Annotated in this window: 23 protein-coding genes; 17 read left to right on the forward strand and 6 right to left on the reverse strand. The window is 64.9% G+C overall.

The window, feature by feature from the left end:
- The first annotated feature begins 2 nt into the window (after window positions 1-2).
- From apbC to AC6H0W_RS03040, 11 genes are all read left to right on the forward strand, one after another.
- Complete coding sequence (gene apbC, locus AC6H0W_RS02990) at window positions 3-1094, forward strand: iron-sulfur cluster carrier protein ApbC (RefSeq protein ID WP_497575629.1); 1092 nt, start codon at window positions 3-5, stop codon at window positions 1092-1094.
- A gap of 335 nt (window positions 1095-1429) precedes the next feature.
- The gene (locus AC6H0W_RS02995) at window positions 1430-2002 is read left to right on the forward strand and encodes a DUF3305 domain-containing protein (RefSeq protein ID WP_497575630.1); all 573 of its coding nucleotides are present in this window, start codon (window positions 1430-1432) and stop codon (window positions 2000-2002) included.
- Complete coding sequence (locus tag AC6H0W_RS03000) at window positions 1999-2655, forward strand: DUF3306 domain-containing protein (protein ID WP_497575631.1); 657 nt, start codon at window positions 1999-2001, stop codon at window positions 2653-2655. Before AC6H0W_RS02995 ends, AC6H0W_RS03000 begins: the two co-directional genes overlap by 4 nt.
- Window positions 2652-4379, forward strand: a complete 1728-nt coding sequence (locus AC6H0W_RS03005; RefSeq protein WP_497575632.1) for a 4Fe-4S binding protein — start codon at window positions 2652-2654, stop codon at window positions 4377-4379. The genes AC6H0W_RS03000 and AC6H0W_RS03005 overlap by 4 nt, the downstream gene beginning before the upstream one ends.
- A 9-nt stretch (window positions 4380-4388) precedes the next feature.
- On the forward strand, window positions 4389-4997 hold the full coding sequence (locus AC6H0W_RS03010) for a TorD/DmsD family molecular chaperone (protein ID WP_497575633.1): 609 nt from the start codon (window positions 4389-4391) through the stop codon (window positions 4995-4997).
- A 61-nt stretch (window positions 4998-5058) separates the two neighbouring features.
- Window positions 5059-5268 (forward strand): hypothetical protein, encoded by a 210-nt coding sequence (locus AC6H0W_RS03015; protein ID WP_497575634.1) that lies wholly within the window; start codon window positions 5059-5061, stop codon window positions 5266-5268.
- 48 nt (window positions 5269-5316) lie between these two features.
- Window positions 5317-8196 carry a formate dehydrogenase subunit alpha gene (locus AC6H0W_RS03020; RefSeq protein WP_497575635.1) on the forward strand — a complete coding sequence of 960 codons (2880 nt, stop codon included), beginning with the start codon at window positions 5317-5319 and terminating at the stop codon, window positions 8194-8196.
- A gap of 27 nt (window positions 8197-8223) precedes the next feature.
- The gene (gene fdh3B / locus AC6H0W_RS03025; protein WP_497575636.1) at window positions 8224-8811 is read left to right on the forward strand and encodes a formate dehydrogenase FDH3 subunit beta; all 588 of its coding nucleotides are present in this window, start codon (window positions 8224-8226) and stop codon (window positions 8809-8811) included.
- 68 nt (window positions 8812-8879) lie between these two features.
- On the forward strand, window positions 8880-9071 hold the full coding sequence (locus AC6H0W_RS03030; RefSeq protein ID WP_497575637.1) for a hypothetical protein: 192 nt from the start codon (window positions 8880-8882) through the stop codon (window positions 9069-9071).
- Between the two features lie 11 nt (window positions 9072-9082).
- Window positions 9083-10165: a formate dehydrogenase subunit gamma gene (locus AC6H0W_RS03035; protein WP_497575638.1), complete on the forward strand. Its 1083-nt coding sequence runs from the start codon at window positions 9083-9085 to the stop codon at window positions 10163-10165.
- Window positions 10166-10258: 93 nt separating this feature from the next.
- Entirely contained in the window at window positions 10259-10774 is a 516-nt protein-coding gene (locus AC6H0W_RS03040; protein ID WP_497575639.1) for a DUF6505 family protein, read from the forward strand.
- 15 nt (window positions 10775-10789) lie between these two features.
- Here the strand turns inward: AC6H0W_RS03040 and mobA are convergent, their stop codons facing one another.
- Genes mobA through AC6H0W_RS03055 form a run of 3 tightly spaced genes read right to left on the reverse strand, consistent with a single transcriptional unit; the run spans window position 10790 to window position 13425 of the window.
- Complete coding sequence (gene mobA / locus AC6H0W_RS03045; protein WP_497575640.1) at window positions 10790-11377, reverse strand: molybdenum cofactor guanylyltransferase MobA; 588 nt, start codon at window positions 11375-11377, stop codon at window positions 10790-10792.
- Window positions 11374-12204 (reverse strand): formate dehydrogenase accessory sulfurtransferase FdhD, encoded by an 831-nt coding sequence (locus AC6H0W_RS03050; protein WP_497575641.1) that lies wholly within the window; start codon window positions 12202-12204, stop codon window positions 11374-11376. Before AC6H0W_RS03050 ends, mobA begins: the two co-directional genes overlap by 4 nt.
- A gap of 36 nt (window positions 12205-12240) precedes the next feature.
- Complete coding sequence (locus AC6H0W_RS03055; RefSeq protein ID WP_497575642.1) at window positions 12241-13425, reverse strand: MFS transporter; 1185 nt, start codon at window positions 13423-13425, stop codon at window positions 12241-12243.
- A 143-nt stretch (window positions 13426-13568) separates the two neighbouring features.
- Between AC6H0W_RS03055 and tpx the strand changes: the two genes are divergently transcribed.
- The 6 genes from tpx to AC6H0W_RS03085 all read left to right on the forward strand — a co-directional run bounded on the left by tpx (window position 13569) and on the right by AC6H0W_RS03085 (window position 20268).
- Window positions 13569-14069 (forward strand): thiol peroxidase, encoded by a 501-nt coding sequence (gene tpx / locus AC6H0W_RS03060; RefSeq protein ID WP_497575643.1) that lies wholly within the window; start codon window positions 13569-13571, stop codon window positions 14067-14069.
- 130 nt (window positions 14070-14199) lie between these two features.
- Window positions 14200-15204, forward strand: coding sequence for an adenosine deaminase (locus AC6H0W_RS03065; protein WP_497575644.1), 1005 nt, complete (start codon window positions 14200-14202; stop codon window positions 15202-15204).
- Window positions 15205-15294: 90 nt separating this feature from the next.
- A complete protein-coding gene (locus tag AC6H0W_RS03070) occupies window positions 15295-16383 on the forward strand; it encodes an efflux RND transporter periplasmic adaptor subunit (RefSeq protein WP_497575645.1) in 1089 nt (362 codons plus the stop codon).
- Window positions 16380-19484: an efflux RND transporter permease subunit gene (locus AC6H0W_RS03075; protein WP_497575646.1), complete on the forward strand. Its 3105-nt coding sequence runs from the start codon at window positions 16380-16382 to the stop codon at window positions 19482-19484. Before AC6H0W_RS03070 ends, AC6H0W_RS03075 begins: the two co-directional genes overlap by 4 nt.
- 17 nt (window positions 19485-19501) lie before the next feature.
- Window positions 19502-19912, forward strand: coding sequence for a hypothetical protein (locus AC6H0W_RS03080; RefSeq protein ID WP_497575647.1), 411 nt, complete (start codon window positions 19502-19504; stop codon window positions 19910-19912).
- 80 nt (window positions 19913-19992) lie between these two features.
- The gene (locus tag AC6H0W_RS03085) at window positions 19993-20268 is read left to right on the forward strand and encodes an RnfH family protein (protein ID WP_497575648.1); all 276 of its coding nucleotides are present in this window, start codon (window positions 19993-19995) and stop codon (window positions 20266-20268) included.
- 18 nt (window positions 20269-20286) lie between these two features.
- Here the strand turns inward: AC6H0W_RS03085 and AC6H0W_RS03090 are convergent, their stop codons facing one another.
- Genes AC6H0W_RS03090 through AC6H0W_RS03100 form a run of 3 tightly spaced genes read right to left on the reverse strand, consistent with a single transcriptional unit; the run spans window position 20287 to window position 22402 of the window.
- Window positions 20287-20601, reverse strand: a complete 315-nt coding sequence (locus AC6H0W_RS03090) for a DUF971 domain-containing protein (protein WP_497575649.1) — start codon at window positions 20599-20601, stop codon at window positions 20287-20289.
- The gene (locus tag AC6H0W_RS03095; RefSeq protein ID WP_497575650.1) at window positions 20598-21470 is read right to left on the reverse strand and encodes an ABC transporter ATP-binding protein; all 873 of its coding nucleotides are present in this window, start codon (window positions 21468-21470) and stop codon (window positions 20598-20600) included. The genes AC6H0W_RS03090 and AC6H0W_RS03095 overlap by 4 nt, the downstream gene beginning before the upstream one ends.
- Window positions 21467-22402, reverse strand: a complete 936-nt coding sequence (locus tag AC6H0W_RS03100; protein WP_497575651.1) for an ABC transporter permease — start codon at window positions 22400-22402, stop codon at window positions 21467-21469. The genes AC6H0W_RS03095 and AC6H0W_RS03100 overlap by 4 nt, the downstream gene beginning before the upstream one ends.
- Window positions 22403-22405: the final 3 nt, after the last annotated feature.

Below are 22405 nucleotides of genomic sequence, written 5' to 3' on the forward strand. Positions count from 1 at the left end.
TTATGAGCGAGCTCAATCGCCAGGCTGTCGAGGCAGCCCTCGCAGGCATCATCGAACCCCATCTGCAGCGCGATCTCGTGTCGGCTGGCTGCGTCGAGGCCATTCATCTGGATGGTGATTGCGTGCGCATCGCGCTGGTGCTGGGCTTCCCCGTGCGGCGTATGGCCATGGCGCTGCGCGATACGGTGCGCGCGGCCGTGATGCCGCTGCCGGGGGTGCGCAGCGTGGACGTGGATATCACCAGCCGCATCGGCCCGCGTGAGGCGGCCGACGATCCGAGCGCGATTCCGGGCGTGCGCAACATCATCGCCGTGTCTTCCGGCAAGGGCGGGGTGGGTAAATCGACCACCGCGGTGAACCTTGCCCTGGCGCTTTCGGACGAAGGCGCACGTGTCGGCATGCTTGATGCCGACATCTACGGCCCCAGCCTGCCGCGCATGCTCGGCATTTCCGGCCGTCCGTCGTCGAAGGACGGCAAGCGTTTCCAGCCGCTCACGCAGTACGGCGTGCAGACCATGTCCGCGGGCTTCCTCATCGACGAGGAAGAGCCCATGGTGTGGCGCGGTGCGATGGCCACACAGGCACTCGACCAGCTTCTGCGCGACACCGAGTGGCACGATCTCGATTACCTGATCGTCGACATGCCGCCCGGCACCGGAGACATCCAGCTGTCGCTGGCGCAGCGCGTCAAGGTAGCCGGTGCGGTGGTCGTCACCACGCCGCAGGATATCGCCTTGCTCGACGCCAACCGCGGCTACCGCATGTTTGCCAAGGTGGGCGTGCCGGTGCTGGGCGTGATCGAGAACATGGGGATGCACTGCTGCAGCGAGTGCGGCCACGAAGAGCACATCTTCGGCGCAGGCGGCGGCGAAAAGCTCGCACGCAAGCACGGGCTCGATCTGCTGGGCTCGCTGCCGCTCGACATCCGCATCCGCGAGCAAGCCGACAGTGGCAAGCCCACTGTCGTCGCCGACCCGGACGGCACTCTGGCAGAGGCCTACCGCGAAGTGGCTCGCAGTATGGCTGCGCGTCTGGCACTGCGACAGGCAGGCAGCGCGCTGGGCTTCCCGAAAATTTCGATCGAAAACACCTGAACGCGGGCGGTACGGGAACTTGCCGTTGTTGCGGCAGCTCCCTTGACCACCCACGTTCGGGAACCGAGGCGACAGGGCCGGTACGCCAGCTGGGGTGCCGTGCGCGCAATTGAACATGTCATTCCGGAATGACGATCAGATTTTCTGGAGCGGTGAGGCGTGAGTGAAGGGGTTTGATCAAGCCGCTGTATAAAAAGAATAAATATCATCCAATGAGGTTTTTACGGGTCGCGTGCTCCGCTGTGTGAACACGTATTAACCCGTATGCCCTTATTGGCATGTCAGTCGCTATCATCTATAAAAACGATAGGCACATCGCTGCATAGGAGGTGCTCATGGAGACTGATCTGCATCCGGCGGAAACCACCGCCGACATGTGGGCCCACGACGCGGTTCTGCCCGTGGCGGTGATGCTTGCCTCGCCCGGCCGCGAGCGGGCGGCAGATTCAATGCTCTGGCACGTGACCGGCATCGTGGTGGGCGAACATTTCGCAGCGGCCGAGCGCTCTGGCGTGTGCGTGCGCTCCACGCCGTCCGCCGAGCTTTTTCTGTGGCGTGGCTTTTCGATTCGCCTGCACCCTGCGCAAGCAGAGGATTACGCCCTCAACCTCGGCGGTGACCGTCCCGAGGTGTATGTCATCGCGCGCTTCAGCCCCGAGCACGGCATGCAGCCGTTCGAGGTGACGGTGAGCCTGGACCGCGCCCAGAACCTCGATTGCACCAACCTGCGTTCGTCCGACGAGATCGTGCTGTCGGCGGAGATGCCGCCGGAAGTCTACCGCTGGCTGGAGCAGTTCGTGACGGCGCACTACGAGCCCAAACGCAAAGGCGGCAAAGGTCGTGGCAAGCAACGCAGCAAGGCCTTGTACGACGCGGCAGTCGGCGATTTCGCGGAGGACGGCACATGAACGAGGCGAAGATGCCTGCCGAGCGGGCTGAGTCGGGCAATTTTCTGTCGCGCTGGTCGCGCCGCAAACGCGGGCTGCAGACCTCCGAGGCCGTGGTCGAGCCGGTTGCCGTTGCGCCCCTGCAAGCCGAGGCGCCCGAGGTCGATGACGACCCCATCGACCCACGTACCGGCAAGCGCAAATCCGAACTGACCGACGCCGACATGCCCGACGTCGAGAGCCTCACGGCCGATTCGGATGTCTCGATGTTCATGGCCAAGAACATCTCGGCGGCGCTGCGCATGCGTGCGCTCAACAAGATCTTCATGAGCCCGAAGTACAACGTGTATTGCCTGTGTGCCGAGTACGCCGAGGATTACACCAACTTCACTCCGATGGGCGACATGGTGCCGCATGACCTCAAATCGGCCATCGCACGCGAGGCCGGCAAGCTCTACGAGCGCCTGCTGGGCCAGGGCGTGACAGTGTCGCAGGAAGAGCTCGAAGCCCGTGTGGCTGCCCAGTTCCGGGGTGAAAAGACGCCCGATCTGGAAGCCGAATACCTTGCCCGCGCCGAAGCCGATGGCACGCTGCAGCGCCGTTTGCAGTCCGGCGAAGCGTCGGGCCGACCCACCGTGGCGGCTCGCGTTGCCACTGATCCCGAGGCCACATGACCGATCTGTCCAGCCTGTACGACGATCCCGTATTCCGTTCTGGCGAGCCGGAGTCTGCCCCGCGCCTGGCTGCCTTGCAGGCCGCGTATTCCGTCGACGTCGAAGCCACTTCGCTGGTGGCCTACCGCTCGACTGGCTATGCGCTGATCGTCGGCCCCGAGCACGAAGCGCTGGAATGCGCAGACGCGCTGCGTGAACACCTGCACTGTACGGTGCTGCCGACCGCGGCAGCCAGCGCCAGCCTTTCGGATGCAGCCCGCGCCGCCAAGGCCGATGATGCGCGCGTGATGGTGGTGCGTGGCGAGCCGGCTGACATCAGCGGCCACCTGGGCAAGTTCTCCTGTACGGTCACGCTCCCCAACGGCCAGGCGGTGTCGCCGGCCGGCCTGTCGCGCCCCGAGCAGCCGTGGTTCGATCTGGTGCTCGACCTGCGCCGCGAGCCGGCCATCGAGCATGAAGTTTCGCCCTTTGGCTACTACGCACCGCGTGGCGACGCAGCGCGCCTGAGCCACATGCTGGCGGAAATGCCGGAGATGACCGGCGAGTTCGAGAAGCCGCGTTTCTTCGCCTACAACGCTGACATCTGTGCGCATGGCGATTCCGGTCTGACCGGCTGTACGCGCTGTCTCGACGCCTGTCCGACCGGCGCGATCCGTTCGCTCGGTGATCTGGTCGACGTTGACCCCTATCTCTGCCAAGGCGCCGGCACCTGTACCAGCGTGTGCCCGACCGGGGCGATGACCTACGCCTACCCCGGACCGCGCGACCAGATTTCGCGCATCAAGCGCATGCTCTTCGCCTACCGTGACGCCGGTGGCGAAAAGCCCGTGCTGGTGCTTCACGACGAAGAAGACGGCCTCGAGCGTCTGCGCGCCCTCGGCCCGCAGCTGCCGGCGCGCGCGCTGCCGGTGCAGTTGTCCGAGATCGGCGCGGCCGGCATGGACACCTGGTTTGCCGCATTCGCCTACGGTGCGGCGGAAATCGTGCTGCTCGACACCGCCAGCGTGCCGCCCACCGTGCGTGCCGCAATGGCCGAACAGATCCGCTTTGCCGCGCCGATTCTCGACGCCATGGGACTCGACAGCAGTCGTCTGGTGTGGCTTGGGGTGGAAGACGATGCGGCCGCCGTGTTCGAGCGCGCGCTTCAGCCCGCCGTGCGCAAACCGGCCACGTTCGACACCTTCAACGAGAAGCGCGGCAGCCTGCGTCTGGCGCTCGATCACCTCTACGACCAGTCACCCGAGAACCCGCGCACGGTCGCTTTGCCGGCAGGTGCGCCGTTCGGGCAGATCGAGGTCAACAAGCAGGCCTGTACGCTGTGCATGTCGTGTTCGCAGGTGTGCCCCACGCGGGCCATTACCGATGCCGGTGACAAGCCGCAGCTGTCCTTCACCGAAGACTTGTGCGTGCAGTGCGGCCTGTGTGCCAAGGCCTGCCCCGAAGACGCCATCACGCTCGAAGCGCGTTTCACCTTCGACTGGGAAGAGCGTCGCAAGCCGCGTGTGCTGAACGAGGAAGAGCCCTTCTGCTGCGTGCGCTGCGGCAAGCCCTTCGCCACCCAGAGCGTGATTGGCCGCATGACCGAGAAGCTTTCCGGCCACCACATGTTCCAGTCCGAAGAGGCGTTGCGCCGTCTCAAGATGTGCGGTGATTGCCGTGTGGTGGACATGTTTGCAGACGACCTCAAGGGCGGCTCCAAGCCGCGCTGGTTCGGTCCCAGATAAGGCACAGCGATGCTCGAAAACACCGTCGAAACCCCTCGCGATACCGATGTCGACGCCTTGCGTTCCGGCACCTGGACGCTGCTTGGCCGCCTGCTGATGGGGCCGCCGACGCCGGAGCTGCGCCAGCGCATGATCGCCATCGGCTCGGAGACCCGTCACGGCGATGCCATCAGCGAAGCCTGGGCGCAGCTTGCCGAAGCCGCACGTACGGCCGATGACGCAGCGCTGGCGGACGAGTATCAGGCGCTCTTCATCGGCGTCGGGTGTGGGGAGATCACGCCGTATTCATCGTGGTACCTCGATCAGTCGATCGCCTCGCGCCCGCTGGTGCTGCTGCGCGAAGACCTCGAGCGGCTGGGCATCGGGCTGCGCGAAGGCAGCTGCGAAACCGAGGATCACGCCGGGGCGGTGTGCGAAATCATGGGTTTCGTGGTGCACGACGAAGATGTGGATCTCGACTGGCAGAAAGAGGTTTTCCAGCGCCACGTCGACAACTGGATGGGGCAGCTTTTCGAGGACATCGACAAGGCGCCCAGCGCGGATTTCTACCGCGCGGTAGCAGCGCTCGGTTCAGCGTTTCTGACGCTGGAGCGGCGGTTCTATGCAATGTCGGCGTAAGCCGGCCTGAAGAGTCGCGGCGACGACATTGCCGCATGGGTTACGACAGGAGGAGTCGGAAATGAACAGCAAAGACGACGTGGCCGGGGTTGAATCCCGCCGCAAGTTCATGAAGTCGATGGCCATGACCGGGGGTGGTGTGGCGGTGGTGGCCGGCATGGGCCCGGCCACGGCAGCGCCGCTCGAAGTCGAGGCGCCTGCCGAGGAGGCCGCAAGCGGCTATCACGAGACGCAGCACATCCGCGACTACTACGCCAAGGCGCAATTCTAGGCTGGGTGCGGCGCAGTGCCGCTGTAGCCAACCGTGAGGAGACACACCATGAAGCTGGTCAAGAAAAACGGCACGGCATCCGCCCCGTTGGGCGCCGGGCTGCTCGGCAAGACCGTGAGCCGCCGCGCATTCTTGCGCGGCTCCGGCCTGGCCGTCGGGGGCGCAGCGGTGGCCGGCATCCTGCCGGGCACCATGGTCAAGAAAGCCAAGGCGGCGCGCAGCATCGACCCCAAGGCCGAGATCAAGAAAGTGAAAACCATCTGCGGTCACTGTTCGGTGGGCTGTTCCACCGTGGCCGAAGTGCAGAACGGCGTGTGGATCGGCCAGGAGCCGGCCTTCGAAAGCCCCATCAACCTCGGCGCCCACTGCGCCAAGGGCGCGGCCTTGCGCAATCATGGCCACAGTCAGCGTCGGGTGAAGTACCCGATGAAGATGGTGGACGGCAAATGGACGCGCATCAGCTGGGATCAGGCCATCAACGAGATCGGTGACAAGCTGCTGGCGCTGCGCGAAGAGTCCGGCCCCGATTCGCTGTGGTTTGCCGGCTCGTCCAAGGCCAACAACGAGGGTGCCTACCTGCAGCGCAAGTTCGCCGCCTTCTGGGGCTCGAATAACTGCGACCACCAGGCGCGTATCTGCCACTCCACCACGGTGGCCGGTGTGGCCAACACCTGGGGCTACGGCGCGCAGACCAACTCGTACAACGATATCAACAAGTCCAAGTGCATCATCATGTGCGGCTCCAACGCCGCCGAGGCCCACCCGGTGGCGATGCAGATGATCCTGCGTTCCAAGGAAGGCGGCGCCAAGCTGATCGTCATGGACCCGCGCTTCACGCGCACCGCCGCGCATTCCGACGTCTACGTGCGCTTCCGCTCCGGCACCGACGTGGCGCTGATGTGGGGCATTCTGTGGCACGTCTTCGAGAACGAGTGGGAAGACAAGGAATACATTGCCCAGCGCGTCTATGGCATGGACAAGGTGCGCGAAGAGGTCAAGAAATGGAACCCGCAGGAAGTCGAGCGGGTGACCGGCGTAGGCCGTGATGCGCTGTACGAGGTCGCCAAGACCATGGCCGACAACCGGCCGGGCACCTTCGTGTGGTGCATGGGCGGCACGCAGCACACCATCGGCAGCAACTACGTGCGTGCCTACAACTGTCTGCAGCTTGCCCTCGGCAACATCGGCAAGGAAGGCGGCGGCGCCAACATCTTCCGTGGTCACGACAACGTGCAGGGCGCCACCGACGTCGGCCCCAACCCCGACAACCTGCCGGGCTACTACCCGTTGGCCGAAGGCGGCTGGAAGCATTGGTCGCGCGTATGGGGAGTCGATTTCGAATACTTGCAGGCGCGCTTCGATCAGACCGATTTCGATGACGGCAAGGGTGGCACGGTCAAGCCGATGTATACCAGCGGCATCACGGTTTCGCGCTGGATCGACGGCGTGCTCGAAGACAAGGCCAACATCCAGCAGCGCGACAACATCCGCGCCGCCATGTTCTGGGGGCACGCGCCGAACTCGCAGACGCGCCAGCCCGAGATGAAGCGCGCTTTCGAGAAGCTCGACCTGCTGGTGGTGATCGACCCGTATCCGACGGTGTCGGCGGTGCTGCACGACCGCAAGGACAACACCTACCTGCTTCCGGCGGCCACGCAGTTCGAGCAGGCGGGCTCCTGTACCGCATCGAACCGCTCGATCCAGTGGCGCGAGAAGGTCATCGAGCCGCTCTACGAGCACAAGCCCGATGCCGAGATCGCCTACCTGTTCGCCAAGAAGCTCGGTTTTGCCGACGAGATGTTCAAGAACTACGAGATCGTGAACAACATGCCGACCCCCGAGTCGGTGCTACGCGAGATCAACCGCGGGGCGTGGTCGATCGGTTACACCGGCCAGAGCCCGGAGCGCCTCAAGGCGCACATGGCCAACCAGCACACTTTCGACGTGGTGACGCTGAAGGCCAAGGGCGGCCCCCTCGACGGCGAGACGTATTGCCTGCCCTGGCCGTGCTATGGCACGCCGGAGTTGAAGCATCCCGGCACACACATTCTCTACGACACCAGCAAGCACGTGATGGAGGGCGGCGGCAACTTCCGCAACTCCTTCGGAAACGAATACCAGGGTGCCAACCTGCTGGCCGAGGGTTCGTTCTCCAAGGGGGCGGAAATCGAGAACGGTTATCCGCAATTTACTGCCGATCTGCTCAAGCAGTTGGGCTGGTGGGATGACCTGACGCCAGAGGAAAAAGCCGAGGCCGATGGCAAGACCTGGACCACCGACCTTTCGGGCGGCATCCAGCGCGTCGCCATGAAACACGGTTGCCATCCTTTCGGCAATGCCAAGGCGCGTGCCCACGTGTGGAACTTCCCCGACCCCATCCCGATTCACCGCGAGCCGCTGTATACGCCGCGTTACGACCTGGTCGGTGAGTTTCCGACGTATGACGATCGCAAGACCTTCTACCGGCTGCCTACGCGCTGGAAGTCGGTGCAGGCCAAGGACTACTCCAAGGAATTCCCGCTGGTGCACACCTCCGGGCGTCTGGTCGAGTACGAGGGCGGTGGCGACGAGACGCGCTCCAACCCGTGGCTGGCCGAGCTGCAGCAGGAGATGTTCGTCGAGATCAACCCGGCCGACGCCAACAACGCCGGCGTTCGCGATGGCCAGACGGTGTGGCTCGAAGGCCCGGAAGGCGGTCGCATCCGCATCAAGGCATTGGTGACCGACCGCGTAGGGCGCGGCACGGTATTCACGCCATTCCACTTCGGCGGTCACTTCCAGGGGCAGGATCTGTTGGCGAAGTACCCCGAGGGGGCTGCACCGTATGTGCGGGGTGAATCGACCAACACCACGACCACCTACGGCTATGACGCCGTCACGATGATGCAGGAAACCAAGACCACGCTGTGTCGTGTGGTCGCCGCTTGAGCGCGGAACAGATAGAGGAGAGCCAACATGGCCAGAATGAAGTTTCTCTGTGACGCCGAGCGCTGCATCGAATGCCAGGCGTGTGTCACGGCATGCAAGAACGAGCACGAGGTGCCCTGGGGCGTGAACCGCCGTCGCGTCATCGTCATGGACGATGGCGTGCCCGGCGAGAAGTCGGTGTCGGTGGCGTGCATGCACTGCACCGACGCGCCCTGTGCGGCAGTGTGTCCGGTGGATTGCTTCTACACCACCGCTGACGGCATCGTGCTGCACGACAAGGATCTGTGCATCGGTTGCGGGTACTGCTTCTACGCCTGTCCGTTCGGCGCGCCGCAGTATCCCAAGCAGACCGCCTTCGGCGTGCGCGGCAAGATGGACAAATGCACCTTCTGTGCAGGCGGCCCGGACCCCGCGCATTCCGACGCCGAGCTGACCAAGTACGGCACCAACCGGATTGCCGAAGGCAAGCTGCCGTTGTGCGCAGAAATGTGCTCGACCAAGGCACTGCTCGCCGGTGATGGCGACGTTGTGGCAGACATCTACCGCAAGCGCGTGATGCGCCGCGGTGGTCGTCCGCAGACCTGGGGCTGGCAGGCTGCGTACGGCGCGGCCTGATCGACCCGAGCAGACATGCGCGTGCCTGTGCCCGCGCATGTCTGGCCACAATCACGAGGAGCGAGACCATGCCTTTCAAAGCAATGCTTGCAGCGCTGGCGGTTGCCGCACTGTTCCTGACCGCCTGCGATTCGGGCGTCACGGTGCATGAGCCCGGTGTTTACAAGGGCCAGAACGATGATTCCGCCACCAAAGAGGCGGCTGACCGGCGTGCCGAGCCACTGCGCCAACGCGCATTGACCGCCATGACCGACCGTTAGGAGTCCACGTCATGAACGAATCGAAAACAGCCAGTTCGCAGCGTCGTCGGTGGCGCTCGATGCTGTGGGGCCTGCTGGCCATCCTGACGCTGGCCATGGCCCTGCCGAGCATCGGCTACGTCATGGCCCAGTCCAGCCCCGGCCCGACGACCTTCGGAGACCACAGCGAAAACCCGCGCTCCACCACGTGGCGCGAGGCGCGCGAGGGCATGCCGGGCTTCACGGTGCAAAGCGGGCCGTACGTCACCAACAAGCTGATCAACAACAGCGGCGAGACCTGGCGCCAGTTCCGCACCGGGCCGCTGGTTACCTATGGCGGCTGGTTCGTGGCCGCCGTGCCGGTGTTGATCCTGCTGTTCTTCCTCGTGGTCGGGCGCAACAAGATCGAGCACGGCCGTTCCGGCATGACCATCGAGCGTTGGAAGGCCTATGAGCGTCTGCTGCATTGGGCCGTTGCAATCTCGTTCATTCTGCTCGCCATCACCGGTCTTTCGATGCTCTTCGGTCGCTATGTGCTGATTCCGCTGATGGGGCCTGAGGGCTTTGCGTGGTGGGCGGCGATTGCCATGAACATCCACAACTATCTCGGCCCGGCCTTCTCGGTTGGCCTGTTGCTGATGATCGTGCTGTGGATGCGTCACAACATTCCCAACCGCACTGACGTCGAGTGGTTCAAGAAAGGCGGCGGCATCGTGGGGAACGAGCATCCCTCGGCAGGCAAGGCAAACGGCGGCGAAAAAGCCTGGTTCTGGCTCGGCGTTTTCGTGTTCGGCATCGTGGTGAGTGCGACGGGCTTCGTGCTCGACTTCCCGATCTGGGGGCAGTCGCGTGCTGACATGGCTCTTGCGCAGGGCATCCATGCCATCGTCGCCATTCTCTGGATCGGCATGTTCTTCGGCCACGCGTACATCGGCACCTTGGGCACCGAGGGCGTGCTCGAAGGCATGACCACCGGCCGCGTCGATGTGAACTGGGCGCGTCAGCACCATGACTTGTGGCTTGAGGAAGAGCTTGCCAAGGGCGTGCGGCCCGAGCCGGCGGGAACAGGCGGCTCGCACGGCAGCCCTGGCGCGGTGGTTCGGCCGACGCACTGACCTTCGTCCGCACGGGCGGCCGGGGAATTCGGCCGCCCGCACTCAGCTCCGGCCGCGGCGCGTGTTGCCGACGGAGCGCACTTTGGAGCAAGCATGAAATTTCTGCAGGTAGCGCGCCTGGATGACACGGACGACCGCGTGTATTCCACGGCCGCCCAGCTCGACGAGCCGGCCGTTACCGGCTCGTTCGTCTTCGCCTTCGCCGAGGAAGACCCCGCGACCCTCACCGGTAAGGCCGCGCAGGCCTTTCGTCACGGCTTTCTGGGGCTGGACAGCTTCGGCTGGGCCACCGTGGTGCGCATCGTCGAAGTGAGCGAGGCCGAGTACGAGGCGCACATCGGCAAGCTTGCGCAGTTTCTGGTCGAGCGTTTCGGTGCGCCGTCGCTGGATGAAGCGCTGCCGGTGGCGCATCAGGAGGTGGAGTACGCCTCGGGCCTGTGCGAGCACCCGGTAGGCACCCTGCTGACGGTGGAGCGCGAGATGGGCGAGGAAGGCATCCTCGAATCGTTCAAGCGTGTGCAGCAGCGCGCGCAAACGGCCGACTGGCAGGGCAACAACGGCATGGTGCGCATCTGGGACATGTTCCCGGAGAGCGACAAGACTTACTGAACGCCGCGGCTGCGCTTACGCGCCGTCGAATTCGTCGAGTTCGGCGCGCGTGTTGATGTTGCGAAAAGCGGCTTCCTCGTCGTCAAAGTTCACTTCGACCACGCTCAGGGTTTCGTACCAGCGGTCGATCTTGCGCCCGCCCGACGACAGAAAGGCGGTGAGGTGCGGCAGCACCTCGCGCCGGCACAGGCAGAACACCGGGTGGGCCTGGTCGAAGGTCTTGGCCACGGCCAGATCGGCGCCGGCCGCGTACAGCCCCGACAACAGTCGGGCGACCAGGTCTTCGGGCAGAAAGGGCGAATCGCATGGCGCAGTCACCACCAACGGGTGGTGCGCCTGCGACAGCGCGGCGTGCACGCCGGCGAGCGGGCCCGCAAAGCCGTCGATCTCGTCGGGGAACACCGCGTGGCCGAAGGCCGCGTAACGCTCGGCGTTCTGGTTGGCGTTGATCAGCAGCTCATCCACCTGCGGGGCGAGGCGCTCGAGCACCCAGGCCGCCATCGGCCGCCCGCGCAGTTCCACCAGACCCTTGTCTACACCGCCCATGCGACGCCCCTGGCCGCCGGCCAGCAGCACGCCGGTGATCTTCACTTCGCGGTTCATCGCGTAAACCTCTCTTCGCCGGTGAACAGCAGGTAATGCTTGCCCTGCGCGCGGCCGATCATGGTGAGGCCGACCTGCTTGGCAATCTCCCAGCCCATGCGCGTCAGGCCCGAACGCGACACCAGCACCGGAATGCCCATCTGCGCGGTCTTGATGACCATCTCGGAGGTCAGGCGGCCAGTGGTGTAGAAGATCTTGTCGCCGCCGTCGAGCCCGTCGAGCCACATCTGGCCGGCGATGGCATCCACCGCGTTGTGGCGGCCGACGTCTTCGAAAAACATCAGGATCTCGCAGCCATCGCCCTTGGTCTGCGCCAGCGCGCAGCCATGCACCGCGCCGGCCTGCTTGTAGATCGAGTCGTACTGGCGCACCGCGGCCATCAACGCATAGAGCTGATCCTGCGAGAAGTGGCGTGTGGCGGGCAATTCGATGGAGTCGATTTCGTCCATCAGGTCACCGAACATCGTGCCCTGGCCGCAGCCGGTGGTGACGGTGCGGGTGGAGAGTTTTTCTTCGGCGTTCTTGAGGCCATGGTGCGTGGTGACGGATACCGCATCGACGTCCCAGTCGACCTGCACCGAGGCGATTTCGTCGAGGCTGTCGACCAGGCGCTGATTGCGCAGCCAGCCGATGGTCAGCGCTTCAGGCGCGGCGCCCAGCGTCATCAGCGTGACCAGTTCGCACTTGTCGACGTAGATGGTCAGCGGGTTCTCACCGGCGATGTCGGTGGGCACCTCTTCGCCGTGCTCGTTCGTTGCCGGGATGGTGACCGTCAGCGGCCGGCTGGCCTGGCTGAGCAGGGGGCGTCGTGCGGGGGCGGTGCTCATGGGCGTTACCTGCGGCAAGTGCTATGAACCGCCATTCTAACGTTCACCGTCCGGGACCTCGTGCGCGGGCGGGGTGGGCGGCAGCCACGCCACGGTGAACAGCGTGCAGCAGGCGATCGCCGCCATCACTAGCAACAGTGCGGAAAAGCCGGCTTCGCGCACCAGCGGACCGAGCATCCACACCGCCGCTGAGCTGGCGCTGAACGACACCGCCAGCCGCATGCCGGCTACGCGCGAGCGCATGCTGTCATCCACATAGCGCACGATCATCGCCTCGGTGAAGGGAATCGCACCGAAGATGGCGATCATGAACAGCAACTGCAGTGCGTACAGCCACCAGCTTTCGGCAAAAGCCGCCAAGGCCAGCAGCGGAATTTGCACCGCGATCACCGCGAGATAGAGCGGCTTGAGCGGGAAGCGGTCGATCAGCCAGCCGAGCGCCAGCTGCGCGACGGAGGCCACGGCATACACCGCCGCCAGCAGCAGGCCCAGCGTGGCCGGGTCTGCGGTGACGGCGACGAGGCGCTCGCGCAGCAACTCGTAATTGCCGTTGGTCGAGAAATTGAACAACAGGCTGCCGCTGGTGGCGGCCAGCGTCATCACCAGAAAAAGCCTCAGGAACAGGTGCCGCGGCACGTCGGCCTGCACGCGTTTGCGGCGCGAAGGTGGTAGTGCGTCGTCGCGCGCCAGCAGCGCGAAGGCGATGCCGCAGCCGACGGCGATCAGGCCGGGTATCGCAAATGCCGCGCGCCAGCCCAGATGCTTGACCAGAAAGCCGGTGACCACCGCGGCCAGCGCCACACCGAGGTTGCCGGCCAGGCCGTTCACGCCCAAGGTCCAGCCCGGCCGCAGGCTGGTGCGCACCAGCATCGGAATGCCCACCGGGTGGTAGATGGCGGCGAAGGCACCGAGCAGCCCCAGCGCCACGGCGATCTCCAGCGGCGAACGCGCCAGGCTCACCAGCATCGCGGCCACGCCGATGCCGATGAAAAACACGATCATCATCGGCCGGCGCCCCCACAGATCGCCTAGCCGCCCGGCCGGCAACGCGCCCAGGCCAAACAGCAGGAAGGCCAGCGTGCCCCACGGCATCAGATCTTCCCAGCGGGCCAGCCCGAAGTCGGCCGCGATCGACGTCACCGCGGTGGCGAAGATCAGCAGGAACATGTGGTCGATGGCGTGGCCGGCGTTGAGCAGCCAGGTGGTGGCCTTGCCGTGCATGGGCCGGCTCCGAAGGGTTTCAGGGTGTTCCCGCGGCCTCTTGCCGTCGGGTGCGAAGTGCTACACTCTGCGGCAGTTTAGCGCGGCACAGCAGTGCAAAATCACAGCCGCGATCCACCCCCCTCAGAAATGGAGAATTCCACATGAGCCAAGTTACCCTCGCGGGCAACCCCGTCGAAGTCGCCGGCAACTTCCCCAAAGTCGGTGATACCGCCCCCGCTTTCTCGCTGGTCGACGGCAAGCTCGGCGATGTCACGCTCGACAGCTACGCCGGCAAGCGCAAGGTGCTGAACATCGTCCCGAGCCTGGACACCCCGACCTGCGCCACTTCGGCCCGCAAGTTCAACGAAGAAGCTTCCAAGCTGGCCGACACCGTCGTGCTGGTGATCTCCGCCGACCTGCCGTTCGCTGCCAAGCGTTTCTGCTCGGCCGAAGGCCTGTCCAACGTCGTGCCGCTGTCCACCATGCGTGGCGGTGAATTCAAGAAAGCTTACGGTGTTGACGTCACCTCGGGCCCGCTGGCTGGCGTGTGCGCCCGTGGCGTGGTCGTGCTCGATGCCAACAACAAGGTCGTGCACTCCGAGCTGGTCTCCGAGATCAAGAACGAGCCGGACTACGCTGCTGCGCTGGCCGCTCTGAAGTAATCCGCCTCGAAGCGGATACCCTCAACGGCGGGCTGCGGCCCGCCGTTGTTTTTTGTGCCGGGCCGCCTCTCGTGACATGGCTGTGCCCTATTCTTTCAGTGTCTGCACGGGCTGATTGCAAGGAGCCGCCATGGACCTCGACACCTACGTACGTGCCTTGCCGAAGGCTGAACTGCATGTGCACATCGAAGGCACGCTGGAGCCCGAGTTGATGTTCGAGTTGGCACGCCGCAACGGTGTACCGCTGCCCTGGGTGAGTGTCGAGGAAACCCGCAAGGCCTACGATTTCTCCGATCTGCAGAGCTTTCTCGACCTGTATTACGCCGGCGCCGCGGCGCTGGTGACGGAGCAGGATTTCTTCGATCTGGCGGCTGCATATTTCGAGCGTGCACAGGCCGACGGTGTGGTGCACGCCGAGTTTTTTTTCGACCCGCAAACCCATACCGAACGTGGTGTGGCCTTCGAAACCGTGCTTGATGGCCTGGAGCGCGCCTGCCGTGAAGCCGAGCGGCGCTTCGGCATCACCTCGCGCTTGATCCTGTGCTTTCTGCGCCATCTCAGTGAAGACGAAGGCTTTGCCACGCTGGAGCAGGCGCTGCCGCATCGTGCGCGCATTCACGGTGTGGGCCTGGACTCGTCCGAAATGGGCCACCCGCCGGCCAAGTTTGCGCGGCTGTTCGCGCGCTGCCGTGAGTTGGGTTTGCATGTCGTGGCGCATGCCGGCGAGGAAGGGCCGCCTGAGTACATCTACGAGGCGCTGGACGTGCTCAAGGCCGAGCGTATCGACCACGGCGTGCGCTGCGAAGCCGATGCCGCGCTGGTCGGGCGGCTGGCGCGCGACCAGATCGCGCTCACCGTGTGCCCCTTGTCGAACATCAAGCTGTGCGTGTTCGAACGGCTGGAAGACCACAACTTCAAACGCCTGCTCGATGCCGGTTTGAAGCTCACGATCAACTCTGATGATCCGGCGTATTTCGGTGGCTACATCGCGCAGAATTACGTTGAAACCGCACGTGCGCTGGGATTGAGCCGTACCGAATTGGCGCGTGTGGCGCGCAACAGTCTCGAGGCCAGCTTCGTGCCGCCCGCCGTGCGTGACCCGTGGCTGGCGCGACTCGATGCGTTGATGGCGTGACAAGATTGCTTACAGTACGGAACCACCCGCGGCCTGCCCTGTCTGCAAGCCGTTTGCCGGAGTTTCGGCACACTTTCACGGCGGTCTTCGATGCACCCTTCGCGTAAATTCTTTCTGCCGGCCCTGCTGGCGCTGAGCTTGTCGTTTCCGGCGCTGGCGCAAGTGGCGGGGGGGCTGCAGATCATCGTCTCGCCGGTGCGTCAGATGCGCCTGGCTGACTCCATCGAGGCCATCGGCACGCTGCGCGCCAACGAGTCGGCCCAGCTTACGGCCAGCACCACCGACACCATCACCGAGATCCGCTTCAACGACGGCCAGCGCGTGAAGGCCGGCGATGTGCTGGTGGTGATGAACAGCGGCGAGCAATTCGCCGAGCGTTCGGAGGCCCGTGCGGCGGTGGCCGAGGCGCGTCGCCAGTACGAGCGGGTGCAGGATCTGGCCAAGCGCGGTACGGCTTCAGCATCGCTGCTCGATCAGCGCAAGCGTGAGCTGGACACCGCGCAGGCGCGCTTGGACGCCACGCAGGCGCGCGTGCGCGACCGTCAGATCGTGGCGCCGTTCGACGGGATCGTCGGCTTGCGCAACGTGTCGGTGGGCTCGCTGCTCACGCCCGGTGCGGTGGTGACGAGCATTCACGATGATTCGGTGATGAAGCTCGATTTCACCGTGCCGGAGGTGTTCCTCGCCACGGTGGCCACCGGTCAGCGCATCGAGGCGGCCAGCCGCGCCTTTCCCGGCGAAGTGTTCACCGGCGAGGTGGCGAGCATCTCGAACGAGGTAGACCCTGTGACGCGTGCCTTCCGTGTGCGCGCGCAGGTGGCCAACCCCGAGCGCAAGCTGCGCCCCGGCATGCTGATGACGCTGGTGATCCGCGCGGTGGAGCGCGATGCGCTGATGGTGCCCGAAGAGGCCTTGGTGACGCGTGGACGCGAGCATTCGGTGTTCGTGGTGCGCGGTGGGGATGATGCGAAGGTGGCCGAGCGCGTCGAGGTGCATATCGGCACGCGCGTGAAGGGCGCGGTCGAGATCGTCGAGGGGCTTGCGGGCGATGAACAGGTCGTCACCCACGGCGCTTTCCGTTTGGCGCATGGCGACCGCGTGCACGTGCTGGGGGTGGATGACGGCAGCCGGCCGTTATCAGAGCTGCTCACGCGAGATGCCGGGAGCGCCGACAAATGATCCTCTCCGATGTCTCGGTCAAGCGCCCGGTCTTTGCATCGGTGATGGCCATCCTGCTGGTGATCTTCGGACTCGTGTCCTTCCAGCAATTGCCTTTGCGCGAATACCCCGACATCGACCCGCCGGTGGTGTCCATCCGCACGCTGTATCCGGGCGCGGCAGCCGGCGTGATCGAGACGCAGGTCACCGAACGTCTGGAAGACAGCATCGCCGGTATCGAGGGCATCGAGTACATCGAGTCGCGCAGCCGCGACGGTGAATCCAACATCACCATGCGTTTTCGCATCAGCCGCGACATCGAGGCCGCCGCCAACGACGTGCGCGATGCCGTGTCGCGCGTGCTCAACCAGTTGCCCGACGAGATCGAAGCCCCGCGTATCGAGCGTGTGGATGCCAACGCCGACGTGATCGTGTGGTGGAACCTCGCCAGCACGCAGCACAGCGTGCCCGAGCTCACCGACTACGCCGAGCGCTATCTGGTGGACCGCCTGTCGGTCATCGAGGGCGTGGCCAGCATCCGCTTGGGTGGCGCGCGCAGCTACGCCATGCGTGTGTGGCTGGATCGCAATGCCCTGGCTGCGCGGCAGCTTACGGTGGCCGATGTGGAGCGCGCTTTGCGCGCCGAAAACGTCGAGCTGCCGGCCGGAAGCATCGAGTCCGACACGCGTCAGTTTTCGGTGCGCGTGCAGCGTGAATTCATGACCGACCGCGATTTTGCCGGCCTGGTGCTGGCGCGCGGCGATGATGGTCACCTCGTGCGGCTGGGTGATGTGGCGCGGGTGTTGCGTGGCACGGTCGAGGATCGCACGCTGTTCCGCGGCAACGGCGAGCCTATGATCGGCCTCGGCGTGATCAAGCAGTCCACCGCCAACACGCTGGAGGTGGCCAACTCCGTGCGGGCCGATATCGAGGCCATCAACAAGACCTTGCCCGAGGGCATGTCCATCCTGCCGAGTTTCGATTCATCGGTCTTCATCGATGGCGCGGTGAAAGAGGTGTACAGCACGCTGGCGATCGCCACGGTGCTGGTGATCCTCACCATTTTCCTGTTCCTCGGCAGCGTGCGCGCCATTCTGGTGCCCGCGGTGGCCGTGCCGGTGTCGCTCGTGGCCACGTTCTCGGCGCTTGCGTTGTTCGGCTTTTCGGTCAATTTGCTCACCCTGTTGGCCTTGGTGCTGGCCATCGGTCTGGTGGTGGATGACGGCATCATCGTGCTCGAGAACATCCGAAGGCGCATGGACGACTACGGTGAATCGGCGTTGGTGGCGGCCTTTCGCGGCACGCGTCAGGTGGCCTTTGCGGTGATTTCCACCACGCTGGTGCTGATCTCGGTGTTCGTGCCCATCACCTTCCTGCAAGGCGACATCGGCCGCCTGTTCTCCGAGTTCGCGCTGACCATGGCGGCGGCCGTGGCGTTTTCCAGCTTCGTGGCACTGTCGGTGTCGGCGATGCTGGCGTCCAAACTGCTGCGCCCGCGCGACGACCGCAGCCGTCTCGTGGTGACCGTGGATCGTACGGTGAACGCCATGCGGCGCGGGTATGCGCGTGCGCTGCGCGGGGTAATGCGCGCGCGCTGGCTTGCGCTGGGCGTGTTCGTTGTGTTGTTCGGTCTGGTGGGCTTGATCTACACCCAGCTCGATTCAGAGTACGCGCCGCGCGAAGACCGCGGCACCTTCTTCGTACTGGTGAATGGCCCCGAAGGGGCAAGCTACTCGGTCATGGAAAGCTACATGAACGAGGTCGAAAAGCGCTTGCTGCCCTACACCGAGAGCGGCGAAATCACCCGTCTTCTGGTGCGCTCGCCGCGAGAACGGGAGGCCTTGCCGATCTTCAACAGCGGTCTTGCAGTGGTGGTGCTGGACGACTGGAGCCGCCGACGCCCGGCCAATGAGATCATGGCCGACATCCGCGCCGACCTGGCCGACCTGACCGGCATCCGTTTCGTGACGGTGATGCGTCAGGGCTTCGGCAGTGCCACGCAGGCGCCGGTGCAATTCGTCATCGGCGGCGCCGGCACCTACCAAGAGCTTGCGCAGTGGCGTGATCTGCTGCTCGAACGTCTCGAGGCCGACAACCCCGGCCTGATCGGCATCGACTGGGATTACAAGGAGACCCAGCCGCAGCTCGAAGTGCTCATCGACTATGCGCGCGCTGCCGAGCTGGGGGTGACCGTCAGCAACATCGGGCGCACGCTCGAAACCATGCTCGGCTCGCGCCGCATCACCACCTACATCGACAACGGTCGCGAGTACGACGTGATCGTCGAAGGTGAGCGCGACAGCCAGCGCAGCCCCGACGCGCTGGAGAACCTCTACGTGCGCTCCGACCGCACGGGCGAATTGATTCCGCTGTCCAACGTCGTGCAGTTTGAGAATTTCGCCGATTCGACCTCGCTCAATCGCTACAACCGCGTGCGTGCCATCACCATCTCGGCCTCGCTCGCTGACGATCTGGCGCTCGGGCCGGCACTCGAACACCTCGAAACCCTCGCCCGTCAGGTGCTGCCCGAAACCGCCGTGATCGACTACAAGGGCCAGTCGCGCGACTACATGACGGCCAGCGGCTCGATGGGGTTCATCTTCGTGCTGGGTTTGGTGGTGGTGTTCCTGGTGCTCGCGGCGCAGTTCGAAAGCTGGGTGCATCCGCTGGTCATCATCCTCGGCGTGCCTGTGGCGGTGGGTGGCGGCTTGCTGGGGCTGTGGCTCACCGGCATGACGCTCAACCTGTACAGCCAGATCGGCTTGGTGATGCTGATCGGGCTGGCGGCCAAGAACGGCATTCTCATCGTCGAGTTCGCCAACCAGTTGCGAGACGAAGGCAAGCCCTTCGATGATGCGCTGATTGAGGCCTCAGTGATCCGCCTGCGGCCCATCGTGATGACTGGCATCACCACCGTCGCTGGCTCGATCCCGCTGATCCTGGCCTCCGGTGCCGGCGCAGAGACGCGGCAGGTGATCGGCGTGGTGGTGTTGTTCGGTGTCGCGGTGTCCACCGTGCTGACGCTGTTCGTCATTCCGCTCTTCTACAGTCTGCTGGCCCGCAATACCGGCTCGCCGGACGACGTCAAACATCGGCTTGAGGCCGAAATGGCGCCTCACTGAACGGAGCCGCGACCAGCATGCGTGCCCTGTTCTCACATGTCTGGTTGCTGCTTACCCTCCGCCATCCCGCGACCGGTCTGCCCACCCGATGGCCGCCGGTGCTGGCGCTCATCGTGCTGGCCTCGGCCACCGCCGCCGTGCGCTGGGAAGTGCTCTACGAGCCGGTGATGTTCGCGCGTGCCATCGAACTGTTCTCGGTGGCGCTGGCGATGTTCGTTTGGCTGCTGCTGATTTCGTGGATCAGCCCGCGCTTCGCCTCGGCCTACGCGCTGATCTCTGTCGGCGTGGATTGCATCAGCATGCTGCTCGGGCCACCCGGCCTGCTCGGAGAGGGCGTCGGGGCGGCCTTGCTGTTTCTCCAGGTGCTGGCGTTGTCGCGTGTCGGCACCTTGCTGTGGCGTCGCTCACGCTTGAAAGGTCGCTTCTGATCGCGTCTAAAAATGTCGATAAATTAAATAAGTATTTGTTTATAATGAACTTATATGAGTTTTCGACCGTGGAGAAGAAGATGGATCTGATCGACGTGGAAGTCATGTATGCCCACCCGCATCGCCATGAGCGCGTCAGCCTGCGTGTGACCGAGGGCAGTTGCGTGCGCGACGCCATCGAGGCTTCTGGCATTCTCGAGCGCCACCCCGAGCTTGATCTCGGCGTGAGCAACCGGGTGGGCATCCACGCCCGTCTGGTCGATCTCGACAGCCGTGTGCGTGCCCGTGACCGCATCGAAATCTACCGAGCCCTCAAGGCGGACCCCAAGGCCGCGCGCAAACGCAAGGCGGCGTAGGCGGAGAGCTGCAGCGGGTCAGATGCCTGCTGCAGAAACGCTGCTTTCGCCCAGCTCCCGCAGATAGGCCCACGGATAGATGCCGCGCCCGTGGCCGTCGCTGAACACGAAGTTCAGGCCACGCTCGCCGATGGGGGCAATGGCGGCGATGCGCAGATCTGCGGTGGCCTCGACGGGCGTGCCGCTGCGCAGGGCTTGGGTGCATGCAGCGCAGCGGCAGCGGCGGCGCAGCAGGCTGTGGGGCAGGTCGGCCTGCAGGCCGTCGCTCCAGCGCACGCGCAATACGCCTGAGTTGCGCAGGTCGGTGATTTCGATGGGAGCCTCGTTTGTCATGCCGCCCCCACGCCTTCGGTGCCGAGGTGCCAGTTATGCTGGCCGAGCCCGCCCTCTTTCAGCTCGCCACCCATGGCGGCCAGGCTTTCTTCGCGGATGAGCTCTTTCAATTGGCGGTGCAGCGCCAGAAACTCGGGGGACGAGGTCATCGCGGCGGTGCGCGGTCGCGGCAGGTTGATCGGAATCTCCGCCTTGATGCGGCCCGGCCGTGCGGTCATCACATAGACCTTGTCCGACAGGAAGATCGACTCTTCGATGTCGTGGGTGATGAACATCACCGACAGCTTGAGCTGCTCCCACATGTTGGTGAGGATCTCCTGCATCACCACGCGGGTCTGCGAATCGAGCGCGCCGAAGGGCTCGTCCATCAGCAGCACCTGCGGGCTGGTGGCCAGCGCTCGCACGATGCCCACACGCTGTTTCATGCCGCCGGAGAGTTGATCGGGGTAGTGGTTCTCGAAGGCCAGCAGGCCGGCCAGCCCCAGCAGGGTACGCGCGCGGGATTCACGCGCGCGGCGGCTCACGCCCTGCATCTTCAGCCCGAATTCGACGTTCTGGCGCACCGACAGCCACGGGAACAGCGAGTACTGCTGGAACACCACGCCGCGATCGGCGCTGGGGCCACGAATCGCCTGCCCGTCGACGCGGGCCGAGCCTTCGGTGGGCTCGAGGAAGCCGGCGACAATGTTGAGTAGCGTGGATTTGCCGCAGCCCGACGGACCGACAATGCACACGAATTCGCCCGGTTTGACGTCGATCGACACGCCGCTGACGGCGTCGAGCGGCTTGCCGTTCTGCGTGAAGCGCACCACGCAGTCGTCGATCTGGATGTGGCCCCGGGTGCCCCCGGAGTGTTTGGGTGCGTTCATTTTCCGCTCTCCTTGCCGCCGATGGCCTGCCACGGCATCAGCAGGCGCGCGAGCATGCGGATGGCGCCGCTGCACACCAGGCCGAGCACGCCGATGACGATCATGCCGATGACGATGTTGGGATACTCGATGAGGGAGTAGGCCTCCCACGTGAAGTAGCCGACGCCGAACTGGCCCGAGATCATTTCCGCCGCGATCAGCGAAACCCAGGCCACGCCCATGCCGACCGCCAGCCCGGTGAAGACGTGCGGCAGCGCGGCGGGCAGGATCACCTGACCGAGCAGCGCCCGTTCGCCCGCGCCCAGGCAGCGCGCCGCGCGCACCAGCACCGGGTCCACCGAGGTCACGCCGTGGATGGTGTTGAGCAGGATCGGGAAGAACGAGCCGAGGAAGGTGATGAAGATGATGCTCGACTCGGTGGTGGGCCACAGCATGATCGACATCGGCACCCAGGCGATTGCCGGAATCGGCCGGATGACTTCCATGGCGGGAAACAACAGGCCGCGCAGCAGTGCGTAGCGCCCGATCAGCAGGCCGAGCGCGACCCCGACGACGGTGGCGAAGGCAAAGCCGATGAGGATGCGGCGCAGGCTGGTGGTGATGTTGGTGAAAAAGCGCGGGTCCCCCGACAGGCGCAGGGCTTCGTGGTACACCTCACCGGGGCTGGGGATGTTGGTGAAGCGGATGTAGAAGTCCCAGCGGTATTCGGTGGCGAGATACCACAGCCCGACCAGCAGCAGGATGGACGTCAGGCCCAGCACCGTGCTGCCCAGCCGGCTGCCGGTGAGCGAGGGGCGCCGCAGGGTTGCCACCGGCCGTGCTGGCGGAAATTCGAGTACGGTTGCGCGCGTCGGCTTAGCACCGACGGGCGGGGCGGGAACCGCCCCATCCGCCTGAGCGTCCGTGTCGCGCATGGACAGTGCGGTTCCCATGGT

The sequence above is a fragment of the Pseudazoarcus sp. NS20 genome (genome assembly GCF_059703745.1).

Bases quoted from the DNA above. Each gene is read 5' to 3' on its own strand.
- apbC (WP_497575629.1), top strand. From the start codon at position 3: ATGAGCGAGCTCAATCGCCAGGCTGTCGAGGCAGCCCTCGCAGGCATC.
- AC6H0W_RS02995 (WP_497575630.1), top strand. From the start codon at position 1,430: ATGGAGACTGATCTGCATCCGGCGGAAACCACCGCCGACATGTGGGCC.
- AC6H0W_RS03000 (WP_497575631.1), top strand. From the start codon at position 1,999: ATGAACGAGGCGAAGATGCCTGCCGAGCGGGCTGAGTCGGGCAATTTT.
- AC6H0W_RS03005 (WP_497575632.1), top strand. From the start codon at position 2,652: ATGACCGATCTGTCCAGCCTGTACGACGATCCCGTATTCCGTTCTGGC.
- AC6H0W_RS03010 (WP_497575633.1), top strand. From the start codon at position 4,389: ATGCTCGAAAACACCGTCGAAACCCCTCGCGATACCGATGTCGACGCC.
- AC6H0W_RS03015 (WP_497575634.1), top strand. From the start codon at position 5,059: ATGAACAGCAAAGACGACGTGGCCGGGGTTGAATCCCGCCGCAAGTTC.
- AC6H0W_RS03020 (WP_497575635.1), top strand. From the start codon at position 5,317: ATGAAGCTGGTCAAGAAAAACGGCACGGCATCCGCCCCGTTGGGCGCC.
- fdh3B (WP_497575636.1), top strand. From the start codon at position 8,224: ATGGCCAGAATGAAGTTTCTCTGTGACGCCGAGCGCTGCATCGAATGC.
- AC6H0W_RS03030 (WP_497575637.1), top strand. From the start codon at position 8,880: ATGCCTTTCAAAGCAATGCTTGCAGCGCTGGCGGTTGCCGCACTGTTC.
- AC6H0W_RS03035 (WP_497575638.1), top strand. From the start codon at position 9,083: ATGAACGAATCGAAAACAGCCAGTTCGCAGCGTCGTCGGTGGCGCTCG.
- AC6H0W_RS03040 (WP_497575639.1), top strand. From the start codon at position 10,259: ATGAAATTTCTGCAGGTAGCGCGCCTGGATGACACGGACGACCGCGTG.
- mobA (WP_497575640.1), bottom strand. From the start codon at position 11,377: ATGAACCGCGAAGTGAAGATCACCGGCGTGCTGCTGGCCGGCGGCCAG.
- AC6H0W_RS03050 (WP_497575641.1), bottom strand. From the start codon at position 12,204: ATGAGCACCGCCCCCGCACGACGCCCCCTGCTCAGCCAGGCCAGCCGG.
- AC6H0W_RS03055 (WP_497575642.1), bottom strand. From the start codon at position 13,425: ATGCACGGCAAGGCCACCACCTGGCTGCTCAACGCCGGCCACGCCATC.
- tpx (WP_497575643.1), top strand. From the start codon at position 13,569: ATGAGCCAAGTTACCCTCGCGGGCAACCCCGTCGAAGTCGCCGGCAAC.
- AC6H0W_RS03065 (WP_497575644.1), top strand. From the start codon at position 14,200: ATGGACCTCGACACCTACGTACGTGCCTTGCCGAAGGCTGAACTGCAT.
- AC6H0W_RS03070 (WP_497575645.1), top strand. From the start codon at position 15,295: ATGCACCCTTCGCGTAAATTCTTTCTGCCGGCCCTGCTGGCGCTGAGC.
- AC6H0W_RS03075 (WP_497575646.1), top strand. From the start codon at position 16,380: ATGATCCTCTCCGATGTCTCGGTCAAGCGCCCGGTCTTTGCATCGGTG.
- AC6H0W_RS03080 (WP_497575647.1), top strand. From the start codon at position 19,502: ATGCGTGCCCTGTTCTCACATGTCTGGTTGCTGCTTACCCTCCGCCAT.
- AC6H0W_RS03085 (WP_497575648.1), top strand. From the start codon at position 19,993: ATGGATCTGATCGACGTGGAAGTCATGTATGCCCACCCGCATCGCCAT.
- AC6H0W_RS03090 (WP_497575649.1), bottom strand. From the start codon at position 20,601: ATGACAAACGAGGCTCCCATCGAAATCACCGACCTGCGCAACTCAGGC.
- AC6H0W_RS03095 (WP_497575650.1), bottom strand. From the start codon at position 21,470: ATGAACGCACCCAAACACTCCGGGGGCACCCGGGGCCACATCCAGATC.
- AC6H0W_RS03100 (WP_497575651.1), bottom strand. From the start codon at position 22,402: ATGGGAACCGCACTGTCCATGCGCGACACGGACGCTCAGGCGGATGGG.